This is a genomic window from Streptomyces sp. DSM 110735 (assembly GCF_016482685.1).
GTDB lineage: Bacteria > Actinomycetota > Actinomycetes > Streptomycetales > Streptomycetaceae > Streptomyces.
Genome location: NZ_JACYHF010000002.1, coordinates 90,623 through 117,351, shown reverse-complemented (window position 1 = coordinate 117,351; position 26,729 = coordinate 90,623). Strand labels below are relative to the sequence as shown.

General features: G+C 73.9%; 24 protein-coding genes. 12 read left to right on the top strand and 12 right to left on the bottom strand.

Features of this window, described 5'->3' with window-relative positions:
* Positions 1 to 82 precede the first annotated feature (82 nt).
* Positions 83 to 1,096: a BadF/BadG/BcrA/BcrD ATPase family protein gene (locus IF655_RS03365; RefSeq protein ID WP_307814845.1), complete on the bottom strand. Its 1,014-nt coding sequence runs from the start codon at positions 1,094 to 1,096 to the stop codon at positions 83 to 85.
* Positions 1,097 to 1,197: 101 nt separating this feature from the next.
* On the opposite strand from IF655_RS03365, the gene IF655_RS03360 reads away from it, so the two are divergent.
* Positions 1,198 to 1,875, top strand: a complete 678-nt coding sequence (locus IF655_RS03360) for a uracil-DNA glycosylase (protein ID WP_199581975.1) — start codon at positions 1,198 to 1,200, stop codon at positions 1,873 to 1,875.
* A 366-nt stretch (positions 1,876 to 2,241) separates the two neighbouring features.
* A complete protein-coding gene (locus IF655_RS03355) occupies positions 2,242 to 2,826 on the top strand; it encodes a hypothetical protein (RefSeq protein ID WP_199581974.1) in 585 nt (194 codons plus the stop codon).
* A gap of 58 nt (positions 2,827 to 2,884) precedes the next feature.
* On the opposite strand, the gene IF655_RS03350 is transcribed toward IF655_RS03355, so the two are convergent.
* Positions 2,885 to 4,549: an acyl-CoA dehydrogenase family protein gene (locus IF655_RS03350; protein WP_199581973.1), complete on the bottom strand. Its 1,665-nt coding sequence runs from the start codon at positions 4,547 to 4,549 to the stop codon at positions 2,885 to 2,887.
* Between the two features lie 71 nt (positions 4,550 to 4,620).
* Between IF655_RS03350 and IF655_RS03345 the strand changes: the two genes are divergently transcribed.
* The 3 genes from IF655_RS03345 (at position 4,621) to IF655_RS03335 (ending at position 10,449) form a co-directional block, all read left to right on the top strand.
* On the top strand, positions 4,621 to 5,376 hold the full coding sequence (locus tag IF655_RS03345) for a PaaX family transcriptional regulator C-terminal domain-containing protein (protein ID WP_199581972.1): 756 nt from the start codon (positions 4,621 to 4,623) through the stop codon (positions 5,374 to 5,376).
* Between the two features lie 170 nt (positions 5,377 to 5,546).
* A complete protein-coding gene (locus IF655_RS03340) occupies positions 5,547 to 6,074 on the top strand; it encodes a hypothetical protein (protein WP_199581971.1) in 528 nt (175 codons plus the stop codon).
* A gap of 10 nt (positions 6,075 to 6,084) precedes the next feature.
* Positions 6,085 to 10,449 carry a cation-translocating P-type ATPase gene (locus IF655_RS03335; RefSeq protein WP_199581970.1) on the top strand — a complete coding sequence of 1,455 codons (4,365 nt, stop codon included), beginning with the start codon at positions 6,085 to 6,087 and terminating at the stop codon, positions 10,447 to 10,449.
* Positions 10,450 to 10,475: 26 nt separating this feature from the next.
* Here the strand turns inward: IF655_RS03335 and IF655_RS03330 are convergent, their stop codons facing one another.
* The 7 genes from IF655_RS03330 to IF655_RS03300 form a co-directional block, all read right to left on the bottom strand.
* Positions 10,476 to 11,849 carry a nucleobase:cation symporter-2 family protein gene (locus IF655_RS03330; RefSeq protein WP_199581969.1) on the bottom strand — a complete coding sequence of 458 codons (1,374 nt, stop codon included), beginning with the start codon at positions 11,847 to 11,849 and terminating at the stop codon, positions 10,476 to 10,478.
* Between the two features lie 130 nt (positions 11,850 to 11,979).
* Positions 11,980 to 13,338: an FAD-dependent oxidoreductase gene (locus tag IF655_RS03325; RefSeq protein WP_199581968.1), complete on the bottom strand. Its 1,359-nt coding sequence runs from the start codon at positions 13,336 to 13,338 to the stop codon at positions 11,980 to 11,982.
* Between the two features lie 160 nt (positions 13,339 to 13,498).
* A complete protein-coding gene (locus IF655_RS03320) occupies positions 13,499 to 14,167 on the bottom strand; it encodes a TetR/AcrR family transcriptional regulator (protein ID WP_199581967.1) in 669 nt (222 codons plus the stop codon).
* A gap of 180 nt (positions 14,168 to 14,347) precedes the next feature.
* Complete coding sequence (locus IF655_RS03315; RefSeq protein WP_199581966.1) at positions 14,348 to 15,037, bottom strand: HAD family hydrolase; 690 nt, start codon at positions 15,035 to 15,037, stop codon at positions 14,348 to 14,350.
* A gap of 10 nt (positions 15,038 to 15,047) precedes the next feature.
* Complete coding sequence (locus IF655_RS03310; protein WP_374100162.1) at positions 15,048 to 15,755, bottom strand: phosphatase PAP2 family protein; 708 nt, start codon at positions 15,753 to 15,755, stop codon at positions 15,048 to 15,050.
* Positions 15,756 to 15,826: 71 nt separating this feature from the next.
* Complete coding sequence (locus IF655_RS03305; protein WP_199581964.1) at positions 15,827 to 16,762, bottom strand: M56 family metallopeptidase; 936 nt, start codon at positions 16,760 to 16,762, stop codon at positions 15,827 to 15,829.
* 103 nt (positions 16,763 to 16,865) lie between these two features.
* Positions 16,866 to 17,414, bottom strand: coding sequence for a DUF5134 domain-containing protein (locus IF655_RS03300; protein ID WP_199582346.1), 549 nt, complete (start codon positions 17,412 to 17,414; stop codon positions 16,866 to 16,868).
* A 179-nt stretch (positions 17,415 to 17,593) separates the two neighbouring features.
* Here IF655_RS03300 and IF655_RS03295 point away from each other — a divergent pair, with 179 nt between their 5' ends.
* Entirely contained in the window at positions 17,594 to 19,207 is a 1,614-nt protein-coding gene (locus IF655_RS03295; RefSeq protein WP_199581963.1) for an FUSC family protein, read from the top strand.
* Complete coding sequence (locus tag IF655_RS03290) at positions 19,204 to 19,824, top strand: MarR family winged helix-turn-helix transcriptional regulator (RefSeq protein WP_199581962.1); 621 nt, start codon at positions 19,204 to 19,206, stop codon at positions 19,822 to 19,824. Before IF655_RS03295 ends, IF655_RS03290 begins: the two co-directional genes overlap by 4 nt.
* Before the next feature lie 19 nt (positions 19,825 to 19,843).
* On the opposite strand, the gene IF655_RS03285 is transcribed toward IF655_RS03290, so the two are convergent.
* The gene (locus tag IF655_RS03285) at positions 19,844 to 20,236 is read right to left on the bottom strand and encodes a VOC family protein (RefSeq protein WP_199581961.1); all 393 of its coding nucleotides are present in this window, start codon (positions 20,234 to 20,236) and stop codon (positions 19,844 to 19,846) included.
* A 72-nt stretch (positions 20,237 to 20,308) separates the two neighbouring features.
* On the opposite strand from IF655_RS03285, the gene IF655_RS03280 reads away from it, so the two are divergent.
* Complete coding sequence (locus IF655_RS03280; RefSeq protein WP_199581960.1) at positions 20,309 to 20,845, top strand: GNAT family N-acetyltransferase; 537 nt, start codon at positions 20,309 to 20,311, stop codon at positions 20,843 to 20,845.
* A gap of 22 nt (positions 20,846 to 20,867) precedes the next feature.
* Here IF655_RS03280 and IF655_RS03275 read toward each other — a convergent pair whose 3' ends face one another.
* Entirely contained in the window at positions 20,868 to 21,551 is a 684-nt protein-coding gene (locus IF655_RS03275; protein WP_199581959.1) for a glycerophosphodiester phosphodiesterase family protein, read from the bottom strand.
* 346 nt (positions 21,552 to 21,897) lie between these two features.
* On the opposite strand from IF655_RS03275, the gene IF655_RS03270 reads away from it, so the two are divergent.
* From IF655_RS03270 to IF655_RS03260, 3 genes are all read left to right on the top strand, one after another.
* Entirely contained in the window at positions 21,898 to 23,295 is a 1,398-nt protein-coding gene (locus tag IF655_RS03270) for a DUF6421 family protein (RefSeq protein ID WP_199581958.1), read from the top strand.
* Positions 23,296 to 23,381: 86 nt separating this feature from the next.
* Positions 23,382 to 24,128: an SDR family NAD(P)-dependent oxidoreductase gene (locus tag IF655_RS03265; RefSeq protein WP_199582345.1), complete on the top strand. Its 747-nt coding sequence runs from the start codon at positions 23,382 to 23,384 to the stop codon at positions 24,126 to 24,128.
* Positions 24,125 to 25,195: a low specificity L-threonine aldolase gene (locus IF655_RS03260; RefSeq protein ID WP_199581957.1), complete on the top strand. Its 1,071-nt coding sequence runs from the start codon at positions 24,125 to 24,127 to the stop codon at positions 25,193 to 25,195. The genes IF655_RS03265 and IF655_RS03260 overlap by 4 nt, the downstream gene beginning before the upstream one ends.
* An 84-nt stretch (positions 25,196 to 25,279) precedes the next feature.
* Here the strand turns inward: IF655_RS03260 and IF655_RS03255 are convergent, their stop codons facing one another.
* Complete coding sequence (locus IF655_RS03255; RefSeq protein WP_199581956.1) at positions 25,280 to 26,008, bottom strand: 1-acyl-sn-glycerol-3-phosphate acyltransferase; 729 nt, start codon at positions 26,006 to 26,008, stop codon at positions 25,280 to 25,282.
* Positions 26,009 to 26,280: 272 nt separating this feature from the next.
* On the opposite strand from IF655_RS03255, the gene IF655_RS03250 reads away from it, so the two are divergent.
* A complete protein-coding gene (locus IF655_RS03250; protein ID WP_242488521.1) occupies positions 26,281 to 26,694 on the top strand; it encodes a thioredoxin family protein in 414 nt (137 codons plus the stop codon).
* Positions 26,695 to 26,729: the final 35 nt, after the last annotated feature.

The following is a 26,729-nucleotide window of genomic DNA, read 5'->3' as shown; positions in this document are numbered from 1 at the left end:
ATCCGTCCGGTTTTGTCTGATGAGTTGCGCAGGTGGGACGGCTCTTCCCGTCCAGCACCGGACAGTTGGTGCTTCGGCGGACTCAATCCGCACTTATGGTGACCACATGGAGCATGGTCGGCGCAATCGGGACATCGCACCGCCCCGCTGCCAGATCCGCCGCGAGCCGCACGGCACCGCGCAGCGGATCGCCCTCAGCCGGTACGGACGTGGCGTGCGGCAGCCGCTTCGCCAACTCCTCGCGCAGCGGCGCCAGTAGAGGTGCGCCGAGTCTGAAAAGACCGCCCGTGAGCGCCACTTCGGGCTCCCCCTCCGCCGGGCACACGGCGGCGGCCGACTCGGCGAGATGCCGGGCCGCCGTCCGCAGGATCCCCGCCGCGATGGGGTCGTGGGCCGCGCACTCGCCCACGGCGGGCGCGAAGGAGGCGAGCACGGCGGCGCGGTCGGAGCGCGGATAGATCCGGGCGGGCAGCTCGGCCATCGCCCCGAACCGCTCGGTCGCGCACTCCAGCAGCGCCGCCGAGCCCCCGTCCCGCCCGTCGTACGCGCGCAGCGCGGCATCGAGCCCCGCCCGGCCGATCCAGGCGCCGCCGCCGCAGTCGCCCAGGAGATGCCCCCAGCCGTCCGCCCGCCGCCAGTCGGTCAGATCCGTGCCGACGGCGATCAGCCCGGTGCCCGCGGCGAGCACCGCACCGGGACGCGGACCGAGGGCGCCCACGTACGCGGTCACCGCGTCGGCGGCGAGAGCCACGGTCCCCACCCCCAGCTCCCGGGCCAGCGCCCCCGGCAGTTCGGCGCGCAGGGCGTCCCCGAGACTCGCGAACCCGGCGGCGCCGACGACGGCCCAGGCGATCCGGTCCGCCCCGACCTCGGTCGCCAACGTACGGGCCAGGGGCGCGACTTGGGTCATGAGGTGAGCGGGGTCGATGCCGTGCTCCGAGGTCCGCACCGGCTCCCGGGTCGACGCCTCGGCCGTACGATCCGTACCGGGGACGCCCACCGCCACCCGGACCCCAGAGCCGCCGGAGTCCACGGCGAGGAAGGCGGACACCGCTCCCCGCTCCACTCGGTCGGCTCGCTCGGGCGCACGGCTCACGGGGAGGAAGAGTAGCGGTGCGCGCGTCGGGCGTCCCGGCTGTTCCGCGCTTTCCACTCGCCGGAGGGGATTGTCGGTGGGGGCCACTAGAGTGACTTGACGTGGCACGACGACCGTTGAGTGAACTTGTGGAGACCGGCTGGGCGAAGGCCCTGGAGCCGGTGGAGGGCCGTATCACGGCCATGGGTGACTTCCTGCGTGCCGAAGTGGCGGCGGGGCGGACCTATCTGCCGTCCGGGGCGAACGTCCTGCGCGCCTTCCAGCAGCCCTTCGATGACGTACGGGTCCTGATCGTGGGCCAGGACCCCTACCCCACCCCGGGCATGGCGATCGGACTGAGCTTCGCGGTCGCGCCGGAGGTACGGCAACTGCCGGGCAGCCTGGAGAACATATACCGGGAGATGCACTCGGACCTGGGCCTGCCCCGCCCGTCCAACGGCGATCTGACCCCCTGGACCCGCCAGGGCGTCCTCCTGCTGAACAGGGCGCTGACCACCGCCCCGCGCAAGCCCGGCGCCCACCGCGGCCAGGGCTGGGAAGAGGTCACCGAGCAGGCGATCCGCGCCCTCGCCGCGCGCGGCAAGCCGCTGGTCTCCATCCTGTGGGGTCGCGACGCCCGCAACGCCCGTCCCCTGCTCGGCGCCTACCCGGCCGTCGAGTCCGCGCACCCCTCGCCCATGTCGGCCGACCGCGGCTTCTTCGGCTCGCGCCCCTTCAGCCGGGCCAACGAACTGCTCGTCCAGCAGGGCGCGGAGCCGGTGGACTGGCGCCTGCCGTAGCGGTGCCCGGGGCGCCGGGGACTTCGACGGTCCCCGCCGCCCCGCACCCGGTGACCCACCGGATCAGGCGGTCGGCGGCCATTCCGGCTGCTGGAGCTGATCGACCGGCGCGCGGGGAGATGAGGGTCGCATCTCGGCCAGTCGGTCGGTGACCTGGCTCTCCGCCCGTCCAAGTCCGCGCAGGTCGGCGGGGGTTGGTCCGACCGGGGACCGGGGTCCTCCGGGCGGTCTGCCGGATGTGGCTGCGCGCGAGGTGTCCGTCGTGCGACCGTCGGGAAGGCGGACTGTCCTGAGCAACAGGACGGAGCCGCCCGTATGGGAGGACGGTACGGCCGGTCGGCGCGCTCGGTGAGGAGGATGCCCTTGATGGCGTTCCGTGGTCCGCAGGTGTGGTTCTGGCGCTGGCGGCGCAACCCGCTCAGGCGCCGGGTCGACGTGGTGGAGGCGTGGGTGGTGCTCGGCGCCTGGGCGCTGACGGTGCTCGCCGGGGTGCTGGCCGGACTCGCGGCGGCCCGGTCGGTGGACAGCGGGCTCGCCCGCGACCGCGCCACCTGGCATCAGGCCGTCGCCCGCGTCGTCTCCCGCGTCCCCGGCGAGTCCGCCGGGCAGAAGCCGAAGTCCGACGGGGAGCGGGTGTGGACCCAGGTCCGCTGGACCGTCGCGGACGGCTCCGCCCACACCGGCCAGGTCCGGGTCGCGCCCGGCAGCCCGGCCGGTACGCCGGTCCGCGTCTGGACCGACCCGCGGGGTCACCTCGTCACCCGCCCGGCCACCGCCGCCGAAGCCACCTTCCGCGCCGGTCTCCTCGGCACCCTCGTGGGTACGGCGGCGGGCGCGGTCCCCTTCATCTGCGGACGCGTCGTCCGCACCTCACTGGAGCGTCGGCGCCTGGCCCACTGGGACGCGGAGTGGGCCAGACTCGGACCGCGGTGGGGGCATACGACGGGGTGACGTCGTAGAGCCGTAGAGGGCCAGTTCCGCCCCGGCTCCCTGGAGGGCTCGCCCCACCTCAGCCCCGTTCCGGCAGCGCCCGCTCCAGGATCGTGTCCAGGTCCGTCCCCGCAGGGAGCGTGCCGAAGGCGTGCCCCCAGTCCCCGGCCAGACGGCTCGCGCAGAAGGCGTCCGCGACGGCGGGCGGGGCGTGGCGGACCAGCAGGGCTGCCTGGAGGGCGAGGGCCATGCGCTCGACCAGACGGCGCGCGGTGACCTGGTCGGCTTCGGCGAGCTGCCGCTTGAGGTCGGTCACCGTCGCGTCCAGGCGGGCGTCCGCGCCCCGGGCCAGGGCGAGTTCGGCGAACAGCGCCTCGGCGCTCTCCGGCTCACGGACCAGCGCCCGCAGCACGTCGAGCGCGTTGACGTTCCCCGAGCCCTCCCAGATCGACAGCAGCGGCGCCTCCCGGTAGTGCCGGGGCATCCCGGAGTCCTCCACGTACCCGTTGCCGCCCAGGCACTCCAGCGCCTCGGCGGTGAACGCCGGACCCCGCTTGGTCACCCAGTACTTGCCGACGGCCGTGGCGATCCGGCGGAAGGCGCGCTCCCCGGCGTCCCCGCGCACCGCCCGGTCCGCCGCCCCGGCGAGCCGCAGGGTGAGCGTCGTCGCCGCCTCCGACTCGAGCGCCAGGTCCGCCAGGACGTTCCGCATCAGCGGCTGGTCGAGCAGCCGGGCGCCGAACGCACTGCGGTACCGGGCGTGATGACCCGCCTCGACGAGCGTCTTGCGCATGAGCGTCGCCGAGGACATCACACAGTCGAGCCGGGTGCAGTTGACCATCTCGATGATGGTCTTCACCCCGCGCCCCTCCGGACCCACCAGCCACGCCACCGTACGGTCGAACTCCGGCTCGGAGGACGCGTTGGAGCGGTTGCCGAGCTTGTCCTTCAGACGCTGGATGCGGAAGGTGTTGCGGGTGCCGTCCGGCAGCACGCGGGGCACCAGGAAGCAGGACAGCCCGCCCGGCGCCTGCGCCAGCACCAGGAAGACGTCGCACATCGGCGCCGAGGTGAACCACTTGTGCCCGCGCAGGGTGTACACCCCGGGTTCGCCGGTCGGCGTGGCCACGGTGGTGTTGGTGCGCACGTCCGAGCCGCCCTGCTTCTCGGTCATGCCCATCCCGGCGAGCAGCCCGCCCTTCTCGGTGGGCACGCGCAGCCCGGGCTCGTACACCCGGCTGGTCAGCAGCGGCTCGTAGACCTTGGCGAGGTCCGGCTCGGCGCGCAGGGCGGGTACGGCGGCGTACGTCATCGACGTGGGGCAGCCGTGGCCCGCCTCCGTGTGCCCCCAGACCAGACCGCCCGCCGTCCGCGCCACGTGCGCGCCGACCCGCTCGTCCGCCCACGGGGCACCGGCCAGGCCCTCCTCGACGGCGGCGCCCATCAACCGGTGCCAGCTCGGGTGGAAGTCCACCTCGTCCACGCGGTTGCCGTAGCGGTCGTGGGTGCGCAGCTCCGGCTCGTGCCGGTTGGCCAGCTCGCCCCACTCCTGCGCCTGAGCGCCGCCCGCGCGCACGCCGAGGCGCCGGATGTCCCCCTCGGCCCACTGCGCGCCCTCGCGGCGCAGTCCCTCCAGGAGGGCACGGTCGTCGGAGGCGTCGTAGGGGGCGAGCGGCGGGGGCTGGTTGGTGACGTCGTGGGTGGCGGACGACGGGAGCGGCGGCTGTGCGGGCATCGGGTCCATACCGTCATGTTGCACTCTTCGTACGGTCGCAGCAATAGTGCAACAGTGATCCGCCCGTACAGTACGTGCCCATGCCCCTGAAAGATCCGCCGGACGGGACCGCCCCCGCACCGCGCCCCCTGTCCGCGCGGTCGGTCGTCCTGAGCGTGCTCCTCGGCGCGCACCCGCCCCGACTGCCCGTGAAGGACCTCCTCCGGCTGGTCGAACCGTTCGGCGTGGGCGGTTCCACCCTGCGCGCCGCGCTGAGCCGGATGGTCGCGGCGGGCGATCTGCGCCGCACGGACGCGGTGTACGGCCTCAGCGACCGCCTCCTCGCCCGCCAGCGGCGCCAGGACGAGGCGCTGCACCCGCTGACCCGGACCTGGGACGGCGACTGGGAGATGCTGGTCATCACGGCCACCGGCCGCGACCCCGCCGCCCGCGCCGACCTCCGCTCCCGCCTCGGGGAACTCCGCCTGGCCGAACTCCGCGAGGGCGTCTGGCTCCGCCCGGACAACCTGGAGCGGTCCCTGCCGACGGAACTGCACCGCGTCGCCCTGACGTACCAGGGGCGCCCCGACGAACCCGCGTCGCGCCTGGTCGCCCGCCTGTGGCCGCTGCCCGCCTGGGCGAGGACCGCCGACACCCTGCTGACCCGGGCGGCGGAAGCCGGGACCCCGGCCACCCGCCTTGCCGCGTACGCGGCGGTCGTCCGCCATCTGCTGACCGACCCGGTGCTCCCGCCCGCACTGCTGCCCCCGGACTGGCCGGGGGAGCGGCTGCGGGGCGGCTACGCGGAGTACCAGCGGGAGCTTGCGGGATCGGTGGGGCTGCCGGGGGCGGGCTGAGCGGGCGCTGCCGCCGAGCGGTTCCGCCGGGAGAGGGGGGCGGTCGCCGGGTAGCCCGCCCGCCCCCGCCGAGTGGCGGCGAGCCATGCCCTGGCGTTCCCTGGGATGAGGGGGTGGACAGCGTGTGCGTGCTCGTGGGGCACGGCAGGCGAACGCACCCGAGGAGAGTCATGGCTGAGCGGAAGTCCTCGTCGGTCCTCACCGCGCCCCTGCGCGGCGCCGCCTCCGTCCTGAGCAAAGTGCCCGGTGCCGCCATGGTCGGCAAGGCGGCACAGGAGACGCTGGACAAGGTCGGTGCGGTCTCCCCGCGCGGACGTCGGGTGCTCGTGTACACCGGGGCGGGCGTGCTGGGGGTCACCGGAGTCGTGGAGTGGCCGGTCGCGCTCACCGGCGCTGCCGTCGCCTGGCTGACCCAGCCCCGCCCGGCGCACCCCGCGAACGGCGCCCCCCTGACGGAGGAGACGGCGGGGAAGGCAGACGCCGCCGCCGACGTGGACCCGGACGCCCCCCACGACCTCGGCACCGCCGCCCTCCGCTCCGGCACCGAGGCATCCGGCACCGAACCGGAGCCGCACCACCAGGAACCCCCCGGCCCCGTCAAGGCGAACCCGGCGAATCCAGCCCGTACCGGCGCCCACGCCAAGGGCACCACCGGTCCCCTCGGGCCCACCGCCCGCCCCGAACGCACCAGCCTCTGACGGCGCCGCAATGGTGCTCAAGCTGCTGACGTCGCCGCTCACCGCCGTCCGACGGCTGCCCGCCGTACCCGGACTTCTCGCCGGAGCCGCCGCGCCCGCCGTCGGAATGGCGGCGGGCGCGGCGGTCGGCACCGCCCGCGCGGGCGTGCGGGCCGCCGACACGACCGCCCGGGTGACCCGGGTCGTGCGCTCCGCGCTGCCCGGCGCCCCCGCCCACTGGCGCTCGGGCGCCCGCGTCCACCTCCCGCTGCGCGCCGCCCACCCGGAGCGCGTACGCCACGAGGGCGGCACCGCGCACCTGGCCCGCCGGATCGCCGTCGCCCTGGCGGAGCGGCCAGACGTGGTCTTCGCCTACTGGGACGAGGGGCTGGCGCGGCTCGTCGTCACCGTCACCGAGGACGACATGCTCGACCGGGTCGTGGACCACACGGCCGACCTCGCCGAGCGCGAGGGACTGCTCGTGGCGGGCGGCGACCCCGAGGAGAACACCCACCCCGCCGACCCCGCCGGAGTGCGCGCCGCCGCGACCACCCTCGGCATCGACCTCCTCGGCATCTCCGTCGCCGTCACCACGTTCCTGCTGCGCACGCCCCCCACGCCCCGCGCGCTCACCGCCCTGGTCACCCTGCTGCGCGAGAACCCCCGCTTCCGCGCCCTGCTGCGCGCCCGCATCGGCGCCACCCGCATGGACCTCCTGCTGGCCACCGCGAACGCCACCGTCCACGCCGCCGGGCAGACCCCCACCTCGCTGGTGCTCGACGGCACCCTGCGCGGCTGCCAGCTCGCCGAGACCGTGGCCCGCGCCGCCGCCTTCGACACGGTCCACGACCAGCTCTGCGCCCCCGACCGGGTCAGCGTCACCACCGACGACACCCCGCGCCCGTCCCTGCGCGAGTCCCCGACGCAGGCGTACGCCGCCCACGCCTCGGTCGGCAGCCTGCTCGGCGCGGTGGCCGCCTTCCTGGTCAAGCACGACACCTCCTCCGCCGCCGAGGCCGTGCTCGCCGGTTCGCCCAAGGCAGCCCGCTACGCGCCCGCCGCCTTCCACGCCGTGTTCGGCACCTCCCTCGCCCGCGACGGCGTGCTCGTCCGCGACCCCGAGCGGCTCAGACAGCTAGAGACCGCGGGCACCCTCGTCCTCCACCCGAGCGCGCTGCGCACCGGCGAGGGACTCGCCGACCCGTGGACGGAGGCGGTCCTCGACGCCGCCCGCCGCGCCGGACTCCGCGTCGTCCTGGTCGACGACCCCGCCCTGGAGGACTTCGCCGGACTCGCCGACCAGGTCGTGGACGCCCGGCGCCCGCTGGACGACGTGGTGTACGCGCTGCGCGCCGACGCGGGCGCGCAGGACGACGTCGAAGCGGCCCACGGCCGGGAGGACATCGTCATCACCGTCGCCCGCCCGCGCACCGCCGAGGAGCGCGAGGTGCTGGCCGGACTGCGCGGCAGCGACATCGCGGTGGTGCTCACCGACCACGGCGGCGCCGTGGTCTGGGACGCCGACATCCTCGCCCCGCACGGACTGCCCGACGTGTGGCGGCTGCTGACCGCGATCCCCGCCGCCCGCGACGTCAGCAGACGCGGACAGGTCCTCGCCCGCTCCGGCGCCGCGCTCTCCGGACTCCTCGTGGCCATCGGGGACGGTCACGACGGCGGCAGGCGCCGCTCGCTGCTGCCCGGACTGCGGCACGCGCCGGTCGACACCGGGGCGCTCACCGCGCTGTTCGCCGGAATCTGGGCCGCCCTCGGCGTCGCCTCCGCCCGCACCCCGCGCCCCCGCGCCCGGGTCCGCTGGCACGAACTCGGCCCCGACGAGGCCATGGAGCGCCTAGACCGCACCGCCGACGCGCCGCCCACCGCCCTGGAGCGCGCCTTCGCCGCGGTCCGCGGCACCGTCCGGCACGCGGTACGGCACCCCGCCCTCGTCCCCGCCCGCTGGAGCTGGCAGCTCGGCCAGGCGGTACGCGGCGAACTGGACGACCCGCTCACCCCGGTCCTCGCCGTCGGCTCCGCCGCCTCCGCCATCCTCGGCTCGGTCGTGGACGCCCTCCTCGTCGTCGGCGCCCTCGACCTGAACGCGCTCGTCGGCGGAGTCCAGCGGCTGCGCGCCGAACGGGCCCTGTCCGGACTCCAGGCGGAACAGCAGCGCAAGGCCCGCGTGGCACCCCCGCCGGAGGAGGCACCGGCAGGCGGCACCGTCACCGTCGACGCGGGCAAGCTGCGCCCCGGCGACGTGATCGAGCTGAAGGGCGACGACGTGGTGCCCGCCGACGCCCGGCTGCTGTGGGAGGACGGCCTGGAGGTGGACGAGTCCGCCCTCACCGGCGAGTCCCTGCCCGTGCAGAAGGACCCCGACCCCACCCCGCACGCCCCCGTCGCCGAACGGCGCTGCATGGTCTTCGAGGGCACGACCGTGGTGGCGGGCACCGCGCACGCCGTCGTGGTCGACACCGGGGAGCGCACCGAGGCAGCCCGCGCCGTCCACCTCGCCGGACGCACGCCCCCGGCCGCCGGAGTGCAGGGGCGCCTGCAGGAACTCACCCGCAAGGCACTGCCGTTGACGCTCGCGGGCGGCGCCGCCGTCACCGGACTCGCGCTGCTGCGCGGCACCCCGGTGCGCGAGGCGGTCAGCGGAGGCGTGGCCGTCGCCGTGGCCGCCGTGCCCGAGGGGCTGCCGCTCGTCGCCACCGTCGCCCAGCTCGCCGCCGCCCGGCGGCTCAGTCGCGACGGCGTCCTCGTGCGCACGCCGCGCACCCTGGAGGCGCTCGGCCGCGTCGACACCTTCTGCTTCGACAAGACCGGCACCCTCACCGAGAACCGGCTCCGTCTGGTCCGGGTCTCCGACGCCGAAGGCACGGTCGGCGCCGTGGACGACCCCGGTCCCGCGCGCACCCTGCTGCGCGCCGCCCGCGCCTGCCCCCGCGTGAACGGCGGCTCCGGGCGCCCCGTCCACGCCACCGACGAGGCGGTCCTCGACGCCGCCGGACCCGACCACGGGTGGACCCAGCTCGGCGGGCTGTCCTTCGAGGCAGCCCGGGGCTACGCCGCCGCCGTCGGCCGCGAGGGCGACGGACCCCGGCTCCTCGTGGTCAAGGGCGCCCCCGAGACCGTCCTGCCCGCCTGCGAGGGCACCCCCGACCCCGCCTTCGCCACCGCGCACGAGCTGGCCGGGGACGGACTGCGCGTCCTCGCGGTGGCCGCCCGCCCCCTCGCCGACGGCGAGGACGAGACCGAGGTCCTCGAAGACCCGCTGCACGCCCTGGAGTTCAACGGTCTCCTCGCCCTCTCCGACGTACCCCGCGAGACCTCCCGGGCCTTGGTGCGCGGACTCTACGAGGAGGGCGTACGCCCGGTCATGCTCACCGGCGACCACCCGCAGACCGCCCGCGCCATCGCGCGCGACCTGGGCTGGCCCGAGGGCACCGAGGTCGTCACCGGGGACGAACTGGCCGCCGCCGACCGCAGGACCCGCGCCCGGATGCTCCGCGACGCCGGAGTGGTCGCCCGGGTGGCGCCCGAGCAGAAACTCCAGGTCGTGGAGGCGCTGCGGGACGCCGGCCGGGTGGTCGGCATGGTCGGGGACGGCGCCAACGACGCCGCCGCGATCCGCGCCGCCGACATCGGCGTCGGCATCAGCGCCCGGGGCTCGGCCGCCGCCCGCAACGCCGCCGACATCGTGCTCACCGACGACGACCTGACCGTCCTGATCGACGCCATCGGCGAGGGACGCTCGCTGTGGCACAGCGTCGCCGACGCCATCGCCATCCTCATCGGCGGCAACGCGGGCGAGGTCGGCTTCGGCATCCTCGGCACCCTGGTCTCCGGCACCGCCCCGCTGTCCACCCGCCAGATGCTGCTGGTCAACCTGTTCACCGACCTGTTCCCGGCGATGGCGGTCGCCGTCACCCCGAAGACCGCCGACGACGCGGCGGCGGACGAGTGGGCCACCACCCCGGAGGACGCGGCGGGCGGCGTCCTCGGCGCGCCCCTGATCCGGCAGATCCGCTACCGCGCGCTCACCACCGCGCTCGGCGCGACCGCCGCCTGGCTGTTCGGCCGCCTCACCCCCGGCACCGCCCGCCGCTCCAGCACCATGGCGCTGTGCGGCGTGGTCGGCACCCAGTTGGTGCAGACCCTCCTCGACCGCCGCGACAGCACCCTCGTCCGGTTCACCGCCCTCGGCTCGGCCGCCGTCCTCGTCGCCGTCATCCAGACCCCCGGCGTCAGCAACCTCGTCGGCTGCACCCCGCTCGGACCCGTCGCCTGGACCGGCGTGGCGCTGGCGATCCTCCTCGCGGTGGCGGGCCAGCGGACCCTGCCGCGCCTGGAGGCGGCGGTCGTACGGCTGCTGCCGAAGGAGGAGGCAGCGGTCTGAGCCCCGCCGCCCCGCCCGCCCTGCCGCTATGCCGTGGCCTCGCGCACCGGCGCCTCGGAGCCTTCGGCCGGTGCGGCGGGTTCGCCGCTCCCGTTCCGCCGCGACCGCAGGTGGTTGAACAGCAGGTTGAGCGCGATCGCGGTCAGACAGCCCGCGCTGATCCCGCTGTTCATCACCGTCTGGAACCAGTCCGGGAACTTCGCGTACACGCCCGGCACCCCCACCGGCAGCATCCCGACCGCCACCGAGACCGCGACGACCGTCAGATTGTGGTTGTCCTCGAAGCCGACCCGGGCCAGCGTCCGCAGCCCGCTCGCCGCGACCGTCCCGAACATCACGAGCCCCGCCCCGCCGAGCACCGGCGCCGGGACCGCCGCCACCAGCGCGCCCAGCTTGGGCAGCAGACCGAGCAGCACGAGGAGCGCCCCGGCCGCGGCGACCACCCAGCGGCTGCGCACCCGGGTCATCCCGACCAGACCGACGTTCTGCGCGTACGCCGTGTACGGGAACGTGTTGAACACCCCGCCGAGCACGGTCGACAGACCGTCCGCGCGCAGCCCGTCGGCCAGCGAGCGCGACTGGACCCGACGACCCGTCAACTCGCCCACCGCGATCAGGTCGCCCGTGGTCTCCGTCATCGTCACCAGCGCCACCACCAGCATGGAGACGATCGCGGACACCCGGAACTCGGGCGCCCCGAAGTGGAACGGGGTGCTGATCCCCACCCAGTCCGCGTCCCCGACCCCGCCGAAGTCCGTGAAGCCGAACGGCACGGCCACCGCGAGTCCCACCACGATGCCGGTCAGCACGGCGATCCGGGAGAGGAACGCCGGGGCGAACCGCTGCACCCCGACCACCACCACCAGCACGAACGCCGCGAGCGCCAGATTCCTGGGCGCCCCGAAGTCCTTCGCGCCCGCTCCGCCCGCCGCCCAGTTGCCCGCGACCGGCAGCAGCGAGACCCCGATGATCAGGATCACCGTGCCGGTGACCAGCGGCGGGAAGAAGCGCAGCAGCCTGCCGAACACCGGCGCGAGCAGCATGATCGCAAGCCCCGCGACGATCACCGCGCCGTAGATCGCGGGCAGTCCGCCGCCCGTCGTCCCGATCAGCACCATCGGCGAGACCGCCGCGAACGTGCACCCCTGCATGATCGGCAGCCGTACGCCGAACCGCCAGAAGCCGACGCACTGGATCAGCGTCGCCACCCCGCACACCAGCAGATCGGCGGTGATCAGATACGCCAGGTCGGCGGCGGACAGCCGCATCGCGCCGCCCACGATCAACGGCACCGCCACCGCGCCCGCGTACATCGCGAGCACATGCTGAAGACCGAAGGCCGCGAGAGCGCGCACCGGGGGTATCTCGTCGACGGGATGGACAACTGCGGTCTCTGCCATGGGTACTCCAGAGCGGCGGTGGGGGAGCGGCATCCGAACTGCAGGCGACGCTAAGCGCCTTGAACAGATTGTTGATGTCCGCGGTGTTGCCGCCGTGTGTCCTGCCCCGCCGGAGCCGCAGGGATGCCGACTACCCCGCGTCCGTCGCCTGCAGGGACCGCGCGGCAGCCAACAGCTCGTCCCAGTCCGCCAGTTTGACCACCTTCCGCCCGAGGCGCGCCCCCAGCTCCGCCTCGGCCCGCTCGATGGCCAGCCAGCCCGGCCAGGGCACCGGCTCGATCCCCGACTCCCGCAGCGCCGCGAGCGGTTCGTCCGCCACCTCACGGGCGGCGAGCACGGGCGCGTCGGCGAGCAGCGAGGTCACCGTCTCCTTGGCGCAGGACCGGTTGCTGCCGATCACCCCGGTCGGACCGCGCTTGATCCACCCGGCGACGTACTCACCGGGCGACGGCACCCCGTCCCGCAGCACCCGCCCCTCCAGATGCGGCACGGTCCCGCTCACCGGGTCGAACGGCAGCCCCCCGGGCGGCACTCCGCGATACCCCACCGAGCGCAGCACCAACTGCGCGGGCACATCCTCGAATTGACCCGTCCCGACGACACCGCCCCGCCCGTCCGGCGCCGTCCGCTCGAAGCGCACACCGCCCACCCGGCCGTGCTCCTCCAGGAGTTCGACGGGTCGCAGGAAGAACCGCATCCAGATGTCCCGCTCCGCCCCCGGCCCCGGGAGAGCCGCCCAGTCGCGCAGCACCTCCGCGTTGCGCCGCTGCGCGGAGGGCAGCGCGGACAGCTCCGCGAACGCCGGGTCGAGTGCCAACTCGGCCGGATCCACGTGGACTTGCGTACCGGGCACCTGCCCCAGCTCGCGCAGCTCCTTCGTGGTGAACCGCGCCTGGGTGGGTCCGCGCCGCGCCGCCATGTGCACCTCGCGGATGCCGCTCGCGGCCAGCGCGTCCAGGGGCGCCTGCGGCATGTCCGTGCCGTGCAGCTCCGGCGCGCCCCGCACCAGCATCCGGGTCACGTCCAGCGCCACGTTGCCCGCGCCGATCACCACCGCCGAGCGCACGTCGTCCAGCGCCCCGAGGGTCGCCGCGTCCGGGTGGGCGCTGTACCAGGACACGAAGTCCGTCGCCGCCCAGCTTCCCGGCAGATCCTCGCCCGGGATGCCCAGACGGCGTCCGGTGGCGGCGCCCACGCAGTACACGACCGCGTGGTACATCTCCCGCAGCCGCTCCGGCGCGACGCCCTGCGGACCGCCGACCTCGACCCCGCCGAGGAAGCGCACCCGGTCGTGTTCCAGCACGGTCCGCAGACTGTCCTGGAGCGACTTGATCTTCTCGTGGTCCGGGGCGACGCCGTACCTGACCAGCCCGAACGGCGCGGGTAGCCGGTCCAGCACGTCCACCCGCACGTCCGGGTGCTGCTGGACCAGGTTCTGCGCGGTGTAGCACCCGCTCGGTCCGGAGCCGACGACGGCGACACGCAGCACAGCGGCCTCCTCACCCCGAGGGCATCGGGAGAGTGCCCTGACGGCTCCAGCATGGCACCGGCCGACCGTGGCGGCAGGGGCTGGCGGGCCGGCGGGGCGGTGTCCGCCCACGCGTTTCACGCGTCCGGCGGCTCCGGCTCACGCGTCCGGCGGTCCCGGCTCACGCCTCCGGCGGCTCCGGTCGCTCCCCGGTCGCGAAGAACCGTGACAGATCCTGCTCCGTCTCGCCCGCCGCGCTCTCCGGCGGCACCCCCAGCTCCCAGTCGAGCCCGTACCGCTCGAACAGCTCCGCGCGCAGCACCGGCACCGGCATCGGCACCCCGGGCACGAGCGCCGCGTACACCGCGCCCATCAGCAGCGCCCGCAGCATGGGGTAGTCGACGGGGACGTCCGCCGAGCCGTACCGGGCGACCGTGTCGCCGAGCAGCTCCGACAGGCGCCGCTGTTCCGGGCACTGCACGAAGCCCTCGGCCTGGAGCAGCCCCGCCATGTGCTGGCGCATGAGCACGGGCCGGTCCCGGGCCAGACCGAGGATCGCGTCGACCGCGCGGGCCAGTCGCTCGCGCCCGTCCTCGGTGCGCGGCTCCCGCTCCAGCGCCTCCTCCAGCGTGCGGTGCATCAGCCGGTGCACGGCGGACTGGACGAGCTGGCGCTTTCCGGGGAAGTAGTACGACACCAGTCCGCGCGCCGAACCGGCGCGGTCCGCGATGTCTCCGAGGGTGGTCGCGTCGTAGCCGCGTTCCCCGACCAGCTCCACCGCCGCCTGCAGCAGACGCTCCCGGGAACGGCGGCGCAGCTCTTCGTTGACCGAGGCGCTGCGCGGGGACATCGTCGAACTCCTGCGTTGACTGGCTGGCGGCCAACTATACTCGTCGGACCAGGCACCGCTCCGCGCGGGGCCTGTTCAGGGGTGCCGTCCGTCTGGGGCGACGCGGGGGATCGTCTCAGGCGGTCGGCACACCGGTGAGCCGTTTCGCGGTATCCGTCCGCGACCCCGCCTCCGGTGCTCTCAGCCACTCAGCTCCAGCACCGGCAGCAGCGCGTCCGGACGCCGGTCCACCGGCAGATGGTCCACGAAGTGCACCCGGCACCCGAGCGCCGCCGCCCCGCCGTCCGCCGGTCGGCTGTCCCCGACCATCAGCGCCCCGCGCGGGTCGACGCCCAGCCGCGCGCAGGCCAGGGCGAACAGCCGCGGGTCCGGCTTCTTGATCCCGTGCTCGTACGACAGCACATAGGTGTCCACGTACGCGTCGAGCCCGTGCGCGCGGAACACCGGGCGCGGGTCCCAGCCGATGTTGCTGACCACCCCGATCGCCGTCCCCCGCTTGCGCAGCTCGCACAGCACGTCCGCCGCGTCCGGGTACGGCGTCCACGCCGCCGGTGTCATGTGCCGGTCGTAGAGCACGTCGTGCAGCCCCGGGTCGGGCAGCGGGACGAGCCGGGAGAGGCCGGTGTAGGCGGCCCGGTGGGACTCCGCGCTCTGGTCGCGGTTCGCCCACAGCTCCGCCAGTCCGTCCGGCACACGCAGTGGCTCCGCGCCGCCCGGGAGCGCCCCGACCTCCTCCAACCGCTGTGCCGTGGCGGCAAGTTCGGTCTCGTCGAGCCGGGCGCCGGTCGCCGCGAGCCCGGCCCGCAGCCACGACTCGGCCGACTCGACGCGGAACAGGGTGCCGGAGAAGTCGAACAGGACGGCGTTCATGCGCGCGAATCTACCCGGGCCGGCGCCCCCGTACGCCGGACGCCGGCCACTTGTACACCACGACCGCGACCGCCACCACCAGCGCCCCGAACAGCCAGCCGCCCAGCACGTCCGAGGGCCAGTGCACCCCGAGCCACACCCGGGTCACGCCCACCCCCACCACCGCGACGAGCCCCACCGCGACCGCCGACCACCACAACGCCCCGCGCACGCCCCCGCGATGGAGCAGCCACAACAGCAGCCCGCAGACCACGGTGGCCGTCATCGCGTGACCGGAGGGAAAAGCCGCGAAGCGCGCGGAGTCCACCGGGTCCGGCCACACCGGACGCGGTCTGCCGACGGTCGCCTTCACCGACTGCTGCACCACCACCGCCACCCCGCAGGTCACCATCAGCCACAGCGCCGTCCGCCAGGCAGCCCTGCGCCACAGCAGCCACAGCGCGACGACCGCGCACAGCAGACGCATGGTCAGCGGGTCGAGCACCCAGTCCGACACGACCCGTATCCCGGAGGTGACCGCGCGATCGTGGACCGCCCAGCGGTGCGTGGTCCGGGACACCGCACCGTCCGCCTCGGCAAGTGGCCCCCATTCGACCGCCACCAGCGACATCAGGACGGCACAGCAGGCGGCGAGGACGGCCACCACGAGAGCGGCCGTCCGGGCGGCGGCGGGGAAAGGGTGACGGACGGAGGAGGTGGGGGCGGGCTGGTGACGCATGTGGCGATCCTCGTACATACGGCGGTAAGCGGGCATCCCACCGGACTCGGCGCGTCGGCGGCGAACAGCCCCTACCCCAGCGCCCGCAGCGCCGGGACGAGCGTCACCAGCACCGGGATCACCGGGATCAGCGCGGCCGCCGCCGTCAGCCGCAGCCGCCGCGGCGCCGGAAGCCGCTCCGGGGCGGTCAGCAGCCGGTCCACCCGCTGCGGCACATGCGACTCGGGGGTGGGGCACGGTCCGAACACGCCCCGGTGCTGATTGAGTTCGACCAGGGCGAGCGCCGTCGTCACCCGCCCGAAGCGCCGGGAGGCGGTGTCGTCGGCGGCCAACTCGACCAGCCGGTGCATCTCGTCGCGGAACGCCGCGAACACCGGCACGCGCGGGAAACCGTCCGCCAGCGCTGCCGAACAGTGCAGCAGCCAGTCGTGCCGGGCGCGCGCGTGACCCTGCTCATGAGCGAGCAGGGCGTCGAGCTGACGCCCCTTCAGGCGGCGCAGCGCTGCCGTGGTGACGACGAGCCGGGGCGTAGCGCCGGACAGCCACCAGGCGTCGGGGCGCTCGCCCTCCAGCACCACCAGGCGCCCCTCCGACGGTCGCTCACCGGGCAACAGTGGTGCGCGGAGCAGGAGTTCGGTCCGGTGCCGCTCACGACCCCGCCGGACCCGCACCACCTCGCGGACCAGCATCGCCGCGCTCCACAGCCCGCCGCACGCGAGCGCCACCGCCGTACCGGACGCCCACGCCCCACCCGTGCCGAGGGCGTACGCCTCGACGACCGCGTGCGGCGCCGGGGCGAACACCCGCCCGCGTACCGCCTGCCACGCCGCCGCCGCGCTGAGCGTCATCGACAGCGCGCAGCACAGCAGTACGGCCGCCACCACGCACTGCCACGCCCACAGCGCCACCACCGGCTCCCGGTCCGGCCAGTCCGCCCGCCCGAGCAGCCGGGGAGCGGCCACGGAGGTCAGGATGCCGAGCAGCAGCAGCGCCACGGGGACCATCATGGGCAGCACCCTATGGGCGGGACGGGACACGCGGAGCCACGCGGTCCACCGAAGTGACGCAGACAACGCCGTTGACCGGGGCGGATGTTGAGGTACCGGGACCTCACATCGTCAGCAGCATCGCGACCGTGCCTATCCCCATCGACAGACGGCAGGCACGCGCCAGTTCGGGACGGTCGCCCCAGCGCGCCGTACCCGGTCCCGCGCTCGCGGTCGCCGGTACCAGCCGGGCACCGGTCAGCAGGACGTAGCCGGTGAAGTACAGCAGCAGCGCGCCGGTCACCGGGGCCACGCCCGAGCCGCCCGGCATGTGGTGGTGCCCGGCCGGGGCGAGCGCCATCACTACGGACATGTAGACCATTGCCGCCGTGCCCATCAGATGGTGCAGATGATGGGCGTCCTGCCGCGCCGCCCACAGCGCGCGCAGCGCCGCCGCGCCGAACACGGCCGCGTACACCGGCCACACCCAGCGCGGCGGGGCGAACACCGCCGCCGGGACCGCCATCGCGGCCATCCCGAAGCCCATCAGCGCCTCGCCGCCCGCCGCGCGGCGCTGCTCCTCGACGCCGCTGCGCATCCGCAGCAGGCAGTAGGCCCCGGTCGCCGCGCACAGCGCGACCAGCAGCCAGGCCGGTGAAGCCGGACCGTGCACGCCCACCACCCCCGTTCGACGTCGGTCGAGGGATGCGATGCCCACGACACGCGGAGCGCACGCGAGCGCAAGGGAGTACACGGGGAGCACTCACCGGAGCACGCGCGCCCAGGACGCCGGAGTACGCACACCCGAGGGCTCAATGTTTTACGGGTAAAACACATGCTAAGTTCATTGGTATGAGCAGCCTGTCCCTCCGCCCGCTCCCGCTCGCTCAGACGCTCCGTCTCGGACGGCCCTCCGCGATCTGGTTCAAACCCGCGCTCAGCGTGGTGGCCTCGACCCTCCCGCCCAACCTCGTCCTGCTGGCCCTCGGCCGCCTCGACCTCGCCCTCTACACGATGGCGGGGGCGCTGTGCGCGCTCTACGCCCACGACCGCCCGTACGCCGCCCGGGCCCGCGTCCTCGCCCTGGTGGTCCTCGGCATGACCGGCGGTCTGGCCGCAGCCCTCCTCACCGCGTCGCTCACCTCCGACCCCGTGGTCCTGGTGACCGTCGGCGCCCTGCTGGCCGCCGTGCAGAAGACCGTCTGCGAGGCGACCCGGATCGGACCGCCGGGGAACGTGGTCGTCGCCTTCGTCATGTCCGCCGCGCTCTTCGTCCCGCAGACCCCCGGCCAGGTCCCCGGTCACGTCGCCCTCGCGCTCGGCGCGGGCGCCTGGGCGTGGCTGGTCGGCATGGCACCCGTCCTCCTGCGCCCGCACGGTCCCGAACGCCGCGCCGTCGCCGCGGCCCTGCGCGCGGTCGCCGCCCAGCTCGCGGGCGACGGCGGCGCGGGACCCGCCCGCACGGCCGCGTACGCCGCCCTGCACACCGCCCGGTCGGTCCTGCACGCCCCCGGCGTCCGCCCCGACCCCACCCGGCGGGCGCTCGCCGCCCTGCTGACCGAGGCCGAGACCGCCCTCGCGACCACCGCCGCCGACCCCGCCGTACTCCGCGCCCACGCCGGCGCACTGCGCGGCAACGGCCCCGTACCCGGCGCCCTCGACGCGGCGGCGGAACCGCCGTACCCCCGCCCCCGCCGCATCCCCCTGACCCACCTCGCCCCGCTCGCCGTCCGCACCGCCCTCGGCTGCGCGCTCGCCGGATACGCGGCCCTCGCGCTCGGTGTCGGCCGCCCCTACTGGGCCCTGGTCACCGCCGCCGCGCTCTACCAGGCCAACGTCACCCGCACCTGGAGCCGCGCCCTCCAGCGGGTCCTCGGCAACCTGCTCGGCGTCCTCGTCTTCGCCGCCCTCGCCCCGCTGACCCACCTCCACCCGATGGTGCTCGTGCTGTGCTGCGCCGCCTGCAACTTCGGCGCCGAGGCGCTGATCGCCCGCAACTACTGGCTCGGTACCGTCTGCGTGACGCCCATGGCGCTGCTCATCACCGAGTTCACCCGCCTCCAGGACCCCGGCGCGCTCATGACCCAGCGCGTCCTGGACACCCTGGTCGGCGCCCTGACCGGCTTCGCCGCCGCCGTCCTCGTCACCAACCGCCGCGCCGGACGCCACGTGGAGCACGCCCTCACCGCCGTCGAGGAGGCTCGCGCCCACGCCGACCGGCTGCTCGCCCAGCCCCGGCCGACCGCCCTGGACCCCGCGCGCCGCGCCCTCGCCGCTGCCCTGATCGACCTGCGCGTCACGGCCGACACCGCGCTGGGGGAGTGGTGGCAGCGCCCGCTGCCCGAGGAGCGGGTCCTGCGCGCCGAGCAGGCGGGACACCGTACGCTCACCGAGACGACGCGGCACGGACGGGCCGCACAGGCGCGGACGCACGACAGCGGGACGACGGAGGCAGTACGGCCATGACGCCGAGGAACGGGCGACCGGACACCGGGGACGAACGGACGGACGCCCCCGGACCGGCAGCCGACGGCACCGCTGGCGCGAGCGGCACCGGCACCGGCGCCCCTGCCGCGCCCCGCACCGACACCGTCGCCTCGGTCGTCGGCCAGTGGCGTGCCGTGCACCCCGGGCTCGACACCGGTCCCATGGAGGTCATCGGCCGGATCAACCGCTGCTCCGCCCTCCTCCAGCAGGCGGAGGACGCCCCGCTGCGCCGCGCCGGACTCAGCCGCGCCGAGTTCGACCTGCTGGGCGCGCTCCGCCGTACCGGGCACGAACTCACCCCCGGCGAGCTGGCCCGGGAGACCTTCTCCTCCGGTGCAGCCGTGACCAAGCGCCTCAAGCGGCTCACCGAGACCGGACTGGTCGAACGGCGCACCGACACCCGCGACCGCCGGGTGGCCCACCTCCGCCTCACGGACGCGGGCCGCGACCTCGTGGACGGCATCCTCCCCGAGCAACTCGCCTACGAGAAGACGGTGTTGTCCGCCCTCGTCCCCGAGGGCCAGGAGGAGCTGTCCGACCTGCTCGCCGTGCTCCTGAACGGACTGGAGGGACACCTCGGCGCTCTGCGCGCCTGAGCCCGCCGGGCCATGGGCGTCAGATCCCCGGCCGGTACCGCAGCGGATGCTCCGCCGGAACCTCCACCAGCACGATCGGCATGCCGTCCGGGTCCGCGATCCACATCTCGTCCAGCCCCCACGGCTCCCGCTGCGGCGCCCGCACGATCTCGACGCCCTTCGCCCGCAGCTCCTCGTGCGCGGCCCGTACGTCCGCGACCTGGAGCCACAGCCGCGTCTCCGGCGACGGCGGCTGCTCGGAGCGCCCCGAGACCTCCAGGAAACCGCCGCCCAGGAAGTAGACGGTCCCGCGCTCGGGACCCGTACCGAACTCGCGGTAGACGGCGAGACCCAACTGGTCGCCGTAGAAAGCGCGGGAACGGTCCGGGTCGGTCGGGCGGACGAGCAGACGACTGCCGAGTACATGCACCATGCGGGCGAAGCCTAATCTCCCGGTTACCCTCGACCCTGGCCGAGCCGCGCCCGAGAAGTCGGAGAACATTCCATGAACCACCCCACCGGACTGACCTTCCGTGACGCCACCGACGCCGACGTGGACACCCTCGTCGCGCTGGTCGAGTCGGCGTACCGGGGCGAGGCGAGCCGGGTCGGCTGGACCACCGAGGCGGACATCCTGGACGGGCAGCGGACCGACCCCGAGGGCGTGCGGGAGATCGTCAAGTCGCCGGACAGCAGGCTGCTCGTCGTGGAGCGCGACGGCCGCGCCGTCGCCTGCTGCCAGCTCGAACACCGCGGTGAATACGCCTACTTCGGCATGTTCGCGGTCAGCCCCGCCCTCCAGGGCGAGGGTCTGGGCAAGGTCGTCATGGCGGAGGCGGAGCGGCAGGTCCGCGAGACCTGGGGCGTCACCGAGATGCACATGACGGTGATCTCCGTCCGCGACGACCTGATCGCCTGGTACGAGCGGCGCGGCTACCGCCGTACGGGAAAGACGTCGCCCTTCCCGTACGGCGACGAGCGCTTCGGCATACCGCGCCGGGACGACCTGCGCTTCGAGCTGCTGGTCAAGCCGCTGGTCTGACCCGGCGGGCGTCCCGAGCGGCTCAGGCCGTGAAGCGACCGGTGCGCTTGATCTCCGGACAGTCCGTCGTCGCCCCGTCGAGCTGGAGCGCGCGCACCAGCCGCAGGTCGTCCTGGGTGTTGACCACCCAGGCGAAGATGCGCAGGTCCGCCGCGCGCGCCTTCTCCACGACCTCCTGGGTCAGCCGCCGGATGTTGAGACAGAGGGTCGTGGCGCCCACCGCCACGGCCCGGTCCACCACATCGGTGCCGTACCGGCTCGCGACGAGCGCGGTGCGCACCCCCGGCACAAGGCGGGAGATCTCCGCCAGCGCCTCGTCGTGGAAGGACAGCACCTCCACGCGCGAGACCAGGTCCCGGCGGTGCATGACCTCGGCGAGCGCCTTGGCCGCCGCCACGTCCTTGATCTCCGCCTGAAGGGGCGCGCTCACCGCGTCCAGGACTTCTTCGAAGACCGGCACCCGCTCACCGAGCCCCGCGTCGAGGGCGCGCAGCTCCGCGAGGGTCTTCTCGGAGATCGCCCCGCTGCCGTCGGTGGTGCGGTCCACCTCGGCGTCGTGCATGACGACCAGCGCGCCGTCCTTGCTGAGGTGCAGGTCGAGTTCGATGACGTCGAGGCCGGCCTGCTGCGCCGCGACGAAGGAACGGAGGGTGTTCTCGGGCTCGACGCCCATGACCCCGCGGTGTCCGATGGTAAGGAAGTTCAAGGTTCAACTCGCTTCCGTCGACGGCGGCCCGATCCGCGGACCCGACGGACGTCGTCGACCGCGCGGCACGTTCCGCAGCCTAATGGCCCCGCCCCGGGATGGCTCTTCATGTGCGTCCGCCCCGTCACGGACCGTGTGCCGCTGCCCGCAGGAGGGCTGGCTGAAACCCGCAGCCGCCGGCCAGCCGTATCCGCCTGATGGAAGTGAGCGCCGTCACGGTTTGCGGCAGGAAAAACAGCGGCCGAACGGCGGCTGCGCAGAATAATTTCCCGAGACCCCTCTTGTTCGGTGAAACCGGGTATGCATACGGTGTCCATACGCGAGGTTCTCCCGTGGAGGATGGAACATGACGGAAATTCTTGTGCAGGCGGGTGCGGAGGAGCGGCTTCCTTCGCTGACCAGGGTGATCGACCACCCGGCCTGGCCGACGCTCAAGGATGCCGTGGAGCGGATCCGGCCATGGCAGTCCAAGGACGGATCGATCGACTTCGATGCCGAGGGCGCGCCCACGCGGGCCGACGCCGAGGCCGCCGTGCGCCGGGTGACCGAGGCGGTCGAGGAGCTGGCCCCGCTGCTCCCGCACGACGCCGCCTACCACGAGGCCCTCGTGAAGGACCTGCGCCGCTGGGCCGAGGGCGGCTTCGAGGTGCCGGACTTCCTCGACTCGCTGCTGGCCTTCCACCCCGCCGCGCGCCGCGAGCACGGTCTCCAGCATCTGGTCGTCTTCCCGATGTACACGCAGAACGGCAACCCGGACCGCAATCTGGAGGCGGTCGTCCTGCGCATGGTCTGGCCGGACTGGCTGGCCGAGCTGGAGCGCACGCGGTACGACAACCCGCTGTTCTGCGGCATCACCTTCGAGGACTTCACCTCGGGCTACGACACCAACTCCGCCGTCCTCTTCCCGGAGACCATCGCCGTCCGCGAGGCGCCGGAACGTTTCTCCTGGGGTGGCATCTTCTGCGACCGCGAAGCCGCGCGCTTCCGCAAGGTCACCGACGCCGCCGTCGACCTCCTGGGTCTGGAGCTGCCTGAGGACATCGCGGAGATGGTCCACGACCAGAAGCGCTGCGAAGAGGCGTTCGTGCTCTGGGACATCGTCCACGACCGCACCCACAGCCACGGTGACCTGCCCTTCGACCCGTTCATGATCAAGCAGCGCCAGCCGTTCTGGATGTACGGCCTGGAGGAGCTGCGCTGCGACCTCACCGCCTTCAAGGAGGCGGTGAAGCTGGAGTCGGACGGCGTCCCGCAGGCGCGTGACGTGCAGTACACGGTCCTCTTCGACCGCATGTTCCGCTTCCCGGTCACCGGCGACCGCGTCCGCAACTACGACGGGCTCGGCGGTCAGCTCCTCTTCGCCTACCTGCACAAGCACGACGTGGTCCGCTGGACCGACAACAAGCTCTCCATCGACTGGGAGCGCGCCCCCGAGGTCACCAACCGGCTGTGCGCCGACATCGAGCGGCTCTACCGCGACGGCATCGACCGGCCCAAGCTGGTCCACTGGTTCGCCGGGTACGAGCTGGTCGCGACCTACCTCGCCCCGCACCCCGGCTCCAAGTGGGCCAAGGGTCCCGACGCCCTCGACCTCAGCCTGCCGCCGCGCAAGCTCGTGGACGACGTGCTCCCGGACGAGTTTCCGCTGAGCATGTTCTATGAGGCGCTGTCCAAGAAGCTGAAGAACGTGATTGCCTCGACGAAGGGCATCACGGCGGACGGTGCCGAGCGGACTGCCGCGTGAGCGACGGCGCCCACGAGAACGGCGTCCACGAGAACGGCGTACGCGAGAGCGACGCGCACGAGACTGCGGAGCGGGAGAGGAAGACGATGGGCAACGGGGTTCTTCGGGGTGCGGTGGTCGCGGTCGCCGGAGCGGGCGGACCGGCGGGGCGCGCCGCCCTGGTCCGGCTGGCCGAGGCGGGGGCGACCGTCGTCGGCGCGGACAATGACCCCGCCCGTCTGGCGGAAGCCGTGGACGCGGCGCGCTACGCCAACGGCGGCGCCACGGTCACCGGTGAGACGGTCGACCTGCTCGACCTCGACTCCACCCGCGCCTGGGCGGCGGGCATCGAGAAGGAGCACGGCCGGATCGACGGCCTGGTCCACCTGGTCGGCGGCTGGCGCGGCGGCGCCAAGTTCGACGACACCGACCTGGCCGACTGGGACCTGCTGGAGAAGCTGCTGATCCGCACCGTCCAGAACACCTCCCTGGCCTTCTACGACGCCCTCCAGCAGAGCGGCAACGGCCGCTACCTGCTGATCAGCGCCGCGGGCGCGTCCAAGCCGACGGCGGGCAACGCGGCGTACTCCGCCGCCAAGGCAGCCGCCGAGGCGTGGACGCTCGCCATGGCCGACGGCTTCCGCAAGGCGGGGGGCGAGGAGGGGCCGCGCGCCGCCGCTGCGATCCTGGTGGTGAAGGCGTTGGTGCACGACGCGATGCGCGCCGAGCGACCCAACGCGAAGTTCGCGGGCTTCACGGACGTCAAGGACCTGGCCGACGCCGTCGCCGGCGTCTGGAGCGAGCCCGCCGCCGAAGTGAACGGAACCCGTCTGTGGCTGACCGAGAAGCCGTGAACCCTCCCAGGACCGACGCGCGTCGTCATCACGACCCGAAGGTCCGGGGCTTCGCCAGCGACAACTACGCCGGTGCGCACCCCGAGGTGCTGGCCGCCGTGGCCCTGGCCAACGGCGGCCACCAGGTGGCGTACGGCGAGGACGAGTACACGGAGAACCTCCAGCGGATCATCCGCGGCCACTTCGGGGCGACCGCGGAGGCGTTCCCGGTCTTCAACGGCACGGGCGCGAACGTCGTCGCGCTCCAGGCGGTCACCGACCGCTGGGGCGCGGTGATCTGCGCCGAGAGCGCGCACATCAACGTGGACGAGGGCGGCGCCCCCGAGCGCATGGGCGGGCTCAAGCTGCTCACCGTGCCCACGCCGGACGGCAAGCTCACGCCCGAGCTGATCGACCGGCAGGCGTGGGGCTTCGACGACGAGCACCGGGCCAAGCCGCAGGTCGTCTCGATCACCCAGTCCACCGAGCTGGGCACCCTCTACACGCCCGGCGAGATCCGCGCGATCTGCGAGCACGCCCACGCGCACGGCATGAAGGTGCACCTGGACGGCTCCCGCATCGCCAACGCCGCCGCCTCCCTGAACGTCCCCATGCGGACCTTCACCAATGCGGTCGGCGTCGACATCCTCTCCCTCGGCGGGACGAAGAACGGCGCGCTCCTCGGCGAGGCGGTCGTGGTGATCAACCAGGACGCCGTCTCCCACATGAAGCACCTGCGCAAGCTGTCCATGCAGCTCGCCTCCAAGATGCGCTTCGTCTCGGTGCAGTTGGAGGCGCTCTACGCCAAGGACCTCTGGCTCCGCAACGCCCGCCACGCCAACGAGATGGCCCAGCGCCTGGCGGAGGGCGCCCGCGCGGTCGACGGCGTGGAGATCCTCCACCCCGTCCAGGCCAACGGCGTCTTCGCCCGCCTGCCCCACGACGTGAGCGAACGCCTCCAGAAGCGCTTCCGCTTCTACTTCTGGGACGAGGCGGCGGGCGACGTCCGCTGGATGTGCTCCTTCGACACCACGGAGGACGACGTCGACCTGTTCGTGGCGGCGCTCAAGGAGGAGATGGCCCGCTAGTTTTCCGCGCACAAGGATGCGACCGCCCGAAGATCCACGGATCTTCGGGCGGTCGCATCCTTGTGCGTGCTGGGGCGCCGCGCGTCAGAGGGCCTGAACCGCTCGCAACTGCTCCGCCGTCGGGGCCGTGCCGCCGAGGTGGGCCGGGAGCCACCAGGAGTCCTCCGCGGACTTGGGGCGGGCGGGGTAGGCGCGCTGGGCGGCGTCCAGGAGGTCCTGGACGCGCTCGCGCAGACGACGGGTGATGGCGCCCGCGTACTGGTCGCGGGGCGCCTCCAGCGCCTCGCCGACGCGGACGGTGATGGGGGTGTGGCTGCGCTTGAAGTTGCGCGGGTGGCCCTTGGTCCACAGCCGCTGGGTGCCCCACAGCGCCATCGGGACCAGCGGGACGCCCGCCTCCTGCGCCAGCCGCGCCGCACCCGACTTGAAGCTCTTCAGCGTGAAGGACTCCGAGATGGTCGCCTCCGGGAACACCCCGATGACCTCGCCGGAGCGCAGCGAGTCCAGCGCGTGCGCGTACGCTGCCTCGCCCGAGGCCCGGTCCACTGGGATGTGCTTCATGCCGCGCATCAGCGGACCCGACACCTTGTGCCGGAAGACCGACTCCTTGGCCATGAACCGCACCAGCCGCTTCTGCGGGAGCGCCGCCAGACCGTTGAAGATGAAGTCCAGGTAGCTGATGTGATTGCTCACCAGGACGGCGCCACCGGTGCGCGGGATGTTCTCCGCACCCTTGCAGTCGATCTTGAGGTCCCACACCTTGAACATCGTCTTCGCGAGACCGACGACGGGACGGTAGACCAGTTCTGCCATGGGCGGGGTCAACCCTTTCTGCTCTGCTCGGGAAAGGGGCTCCCGGCGGGAAGTTACGCAGCCGTAGGTTTACGGCGTCTCCAGATGGTGCCCCAAGAACGGACGGGTAGCCAGTCCTGGTGCCCCGTGGCGGCGAGATCCTCGTCACGTCCCTGTAACAGCCCATCGGGGAGAGCGGCGCAGGCGTTTCACCCGCCCCAGGAGTGCGCTCCCGGCGGTCGCGGGAATCCCGCGGGGCTCTCACGCGCTGGTGTTGAGGACGACCGGACAAAATGACCGGGCTGAGCAACCGGACCGAACGAGCCGACCGGCAGACGGGCCGGACAAGTGCCGCGCGAGCGGCGGAGCGGAGGACACGCGTGCGCGGGCAGGGCGAGGAACAGCGGCTGGAGCCGGCCGACCTGAGCGGCGAACTGGGCGAGCGGGCCACCCTCGTTCAGTTCTCCAGCGCCTTCTGCGCCCCCTGCCGGGCCACCCGCCGCACCCTCGGTGAGGTCGCCGCGATGGTGCCCGGCGTGACCCACGTCGACATCGACGCCGAGGCCCATCTGAGCCTCGTCCGCGCCCTCGGCATCGTCCGCACTCCCACCGTCCTGGTCCTCGACGCGGCGGGACGCGTGGTGCGCCGCGCCGCCGGACAGCCGCGCAGAGCCGATGTGATCGCCGCGCTCGGGGAAGCCCTGTGAGCGGCGGGAACCGCCCGGCCGGGCCCCTTCCGGAT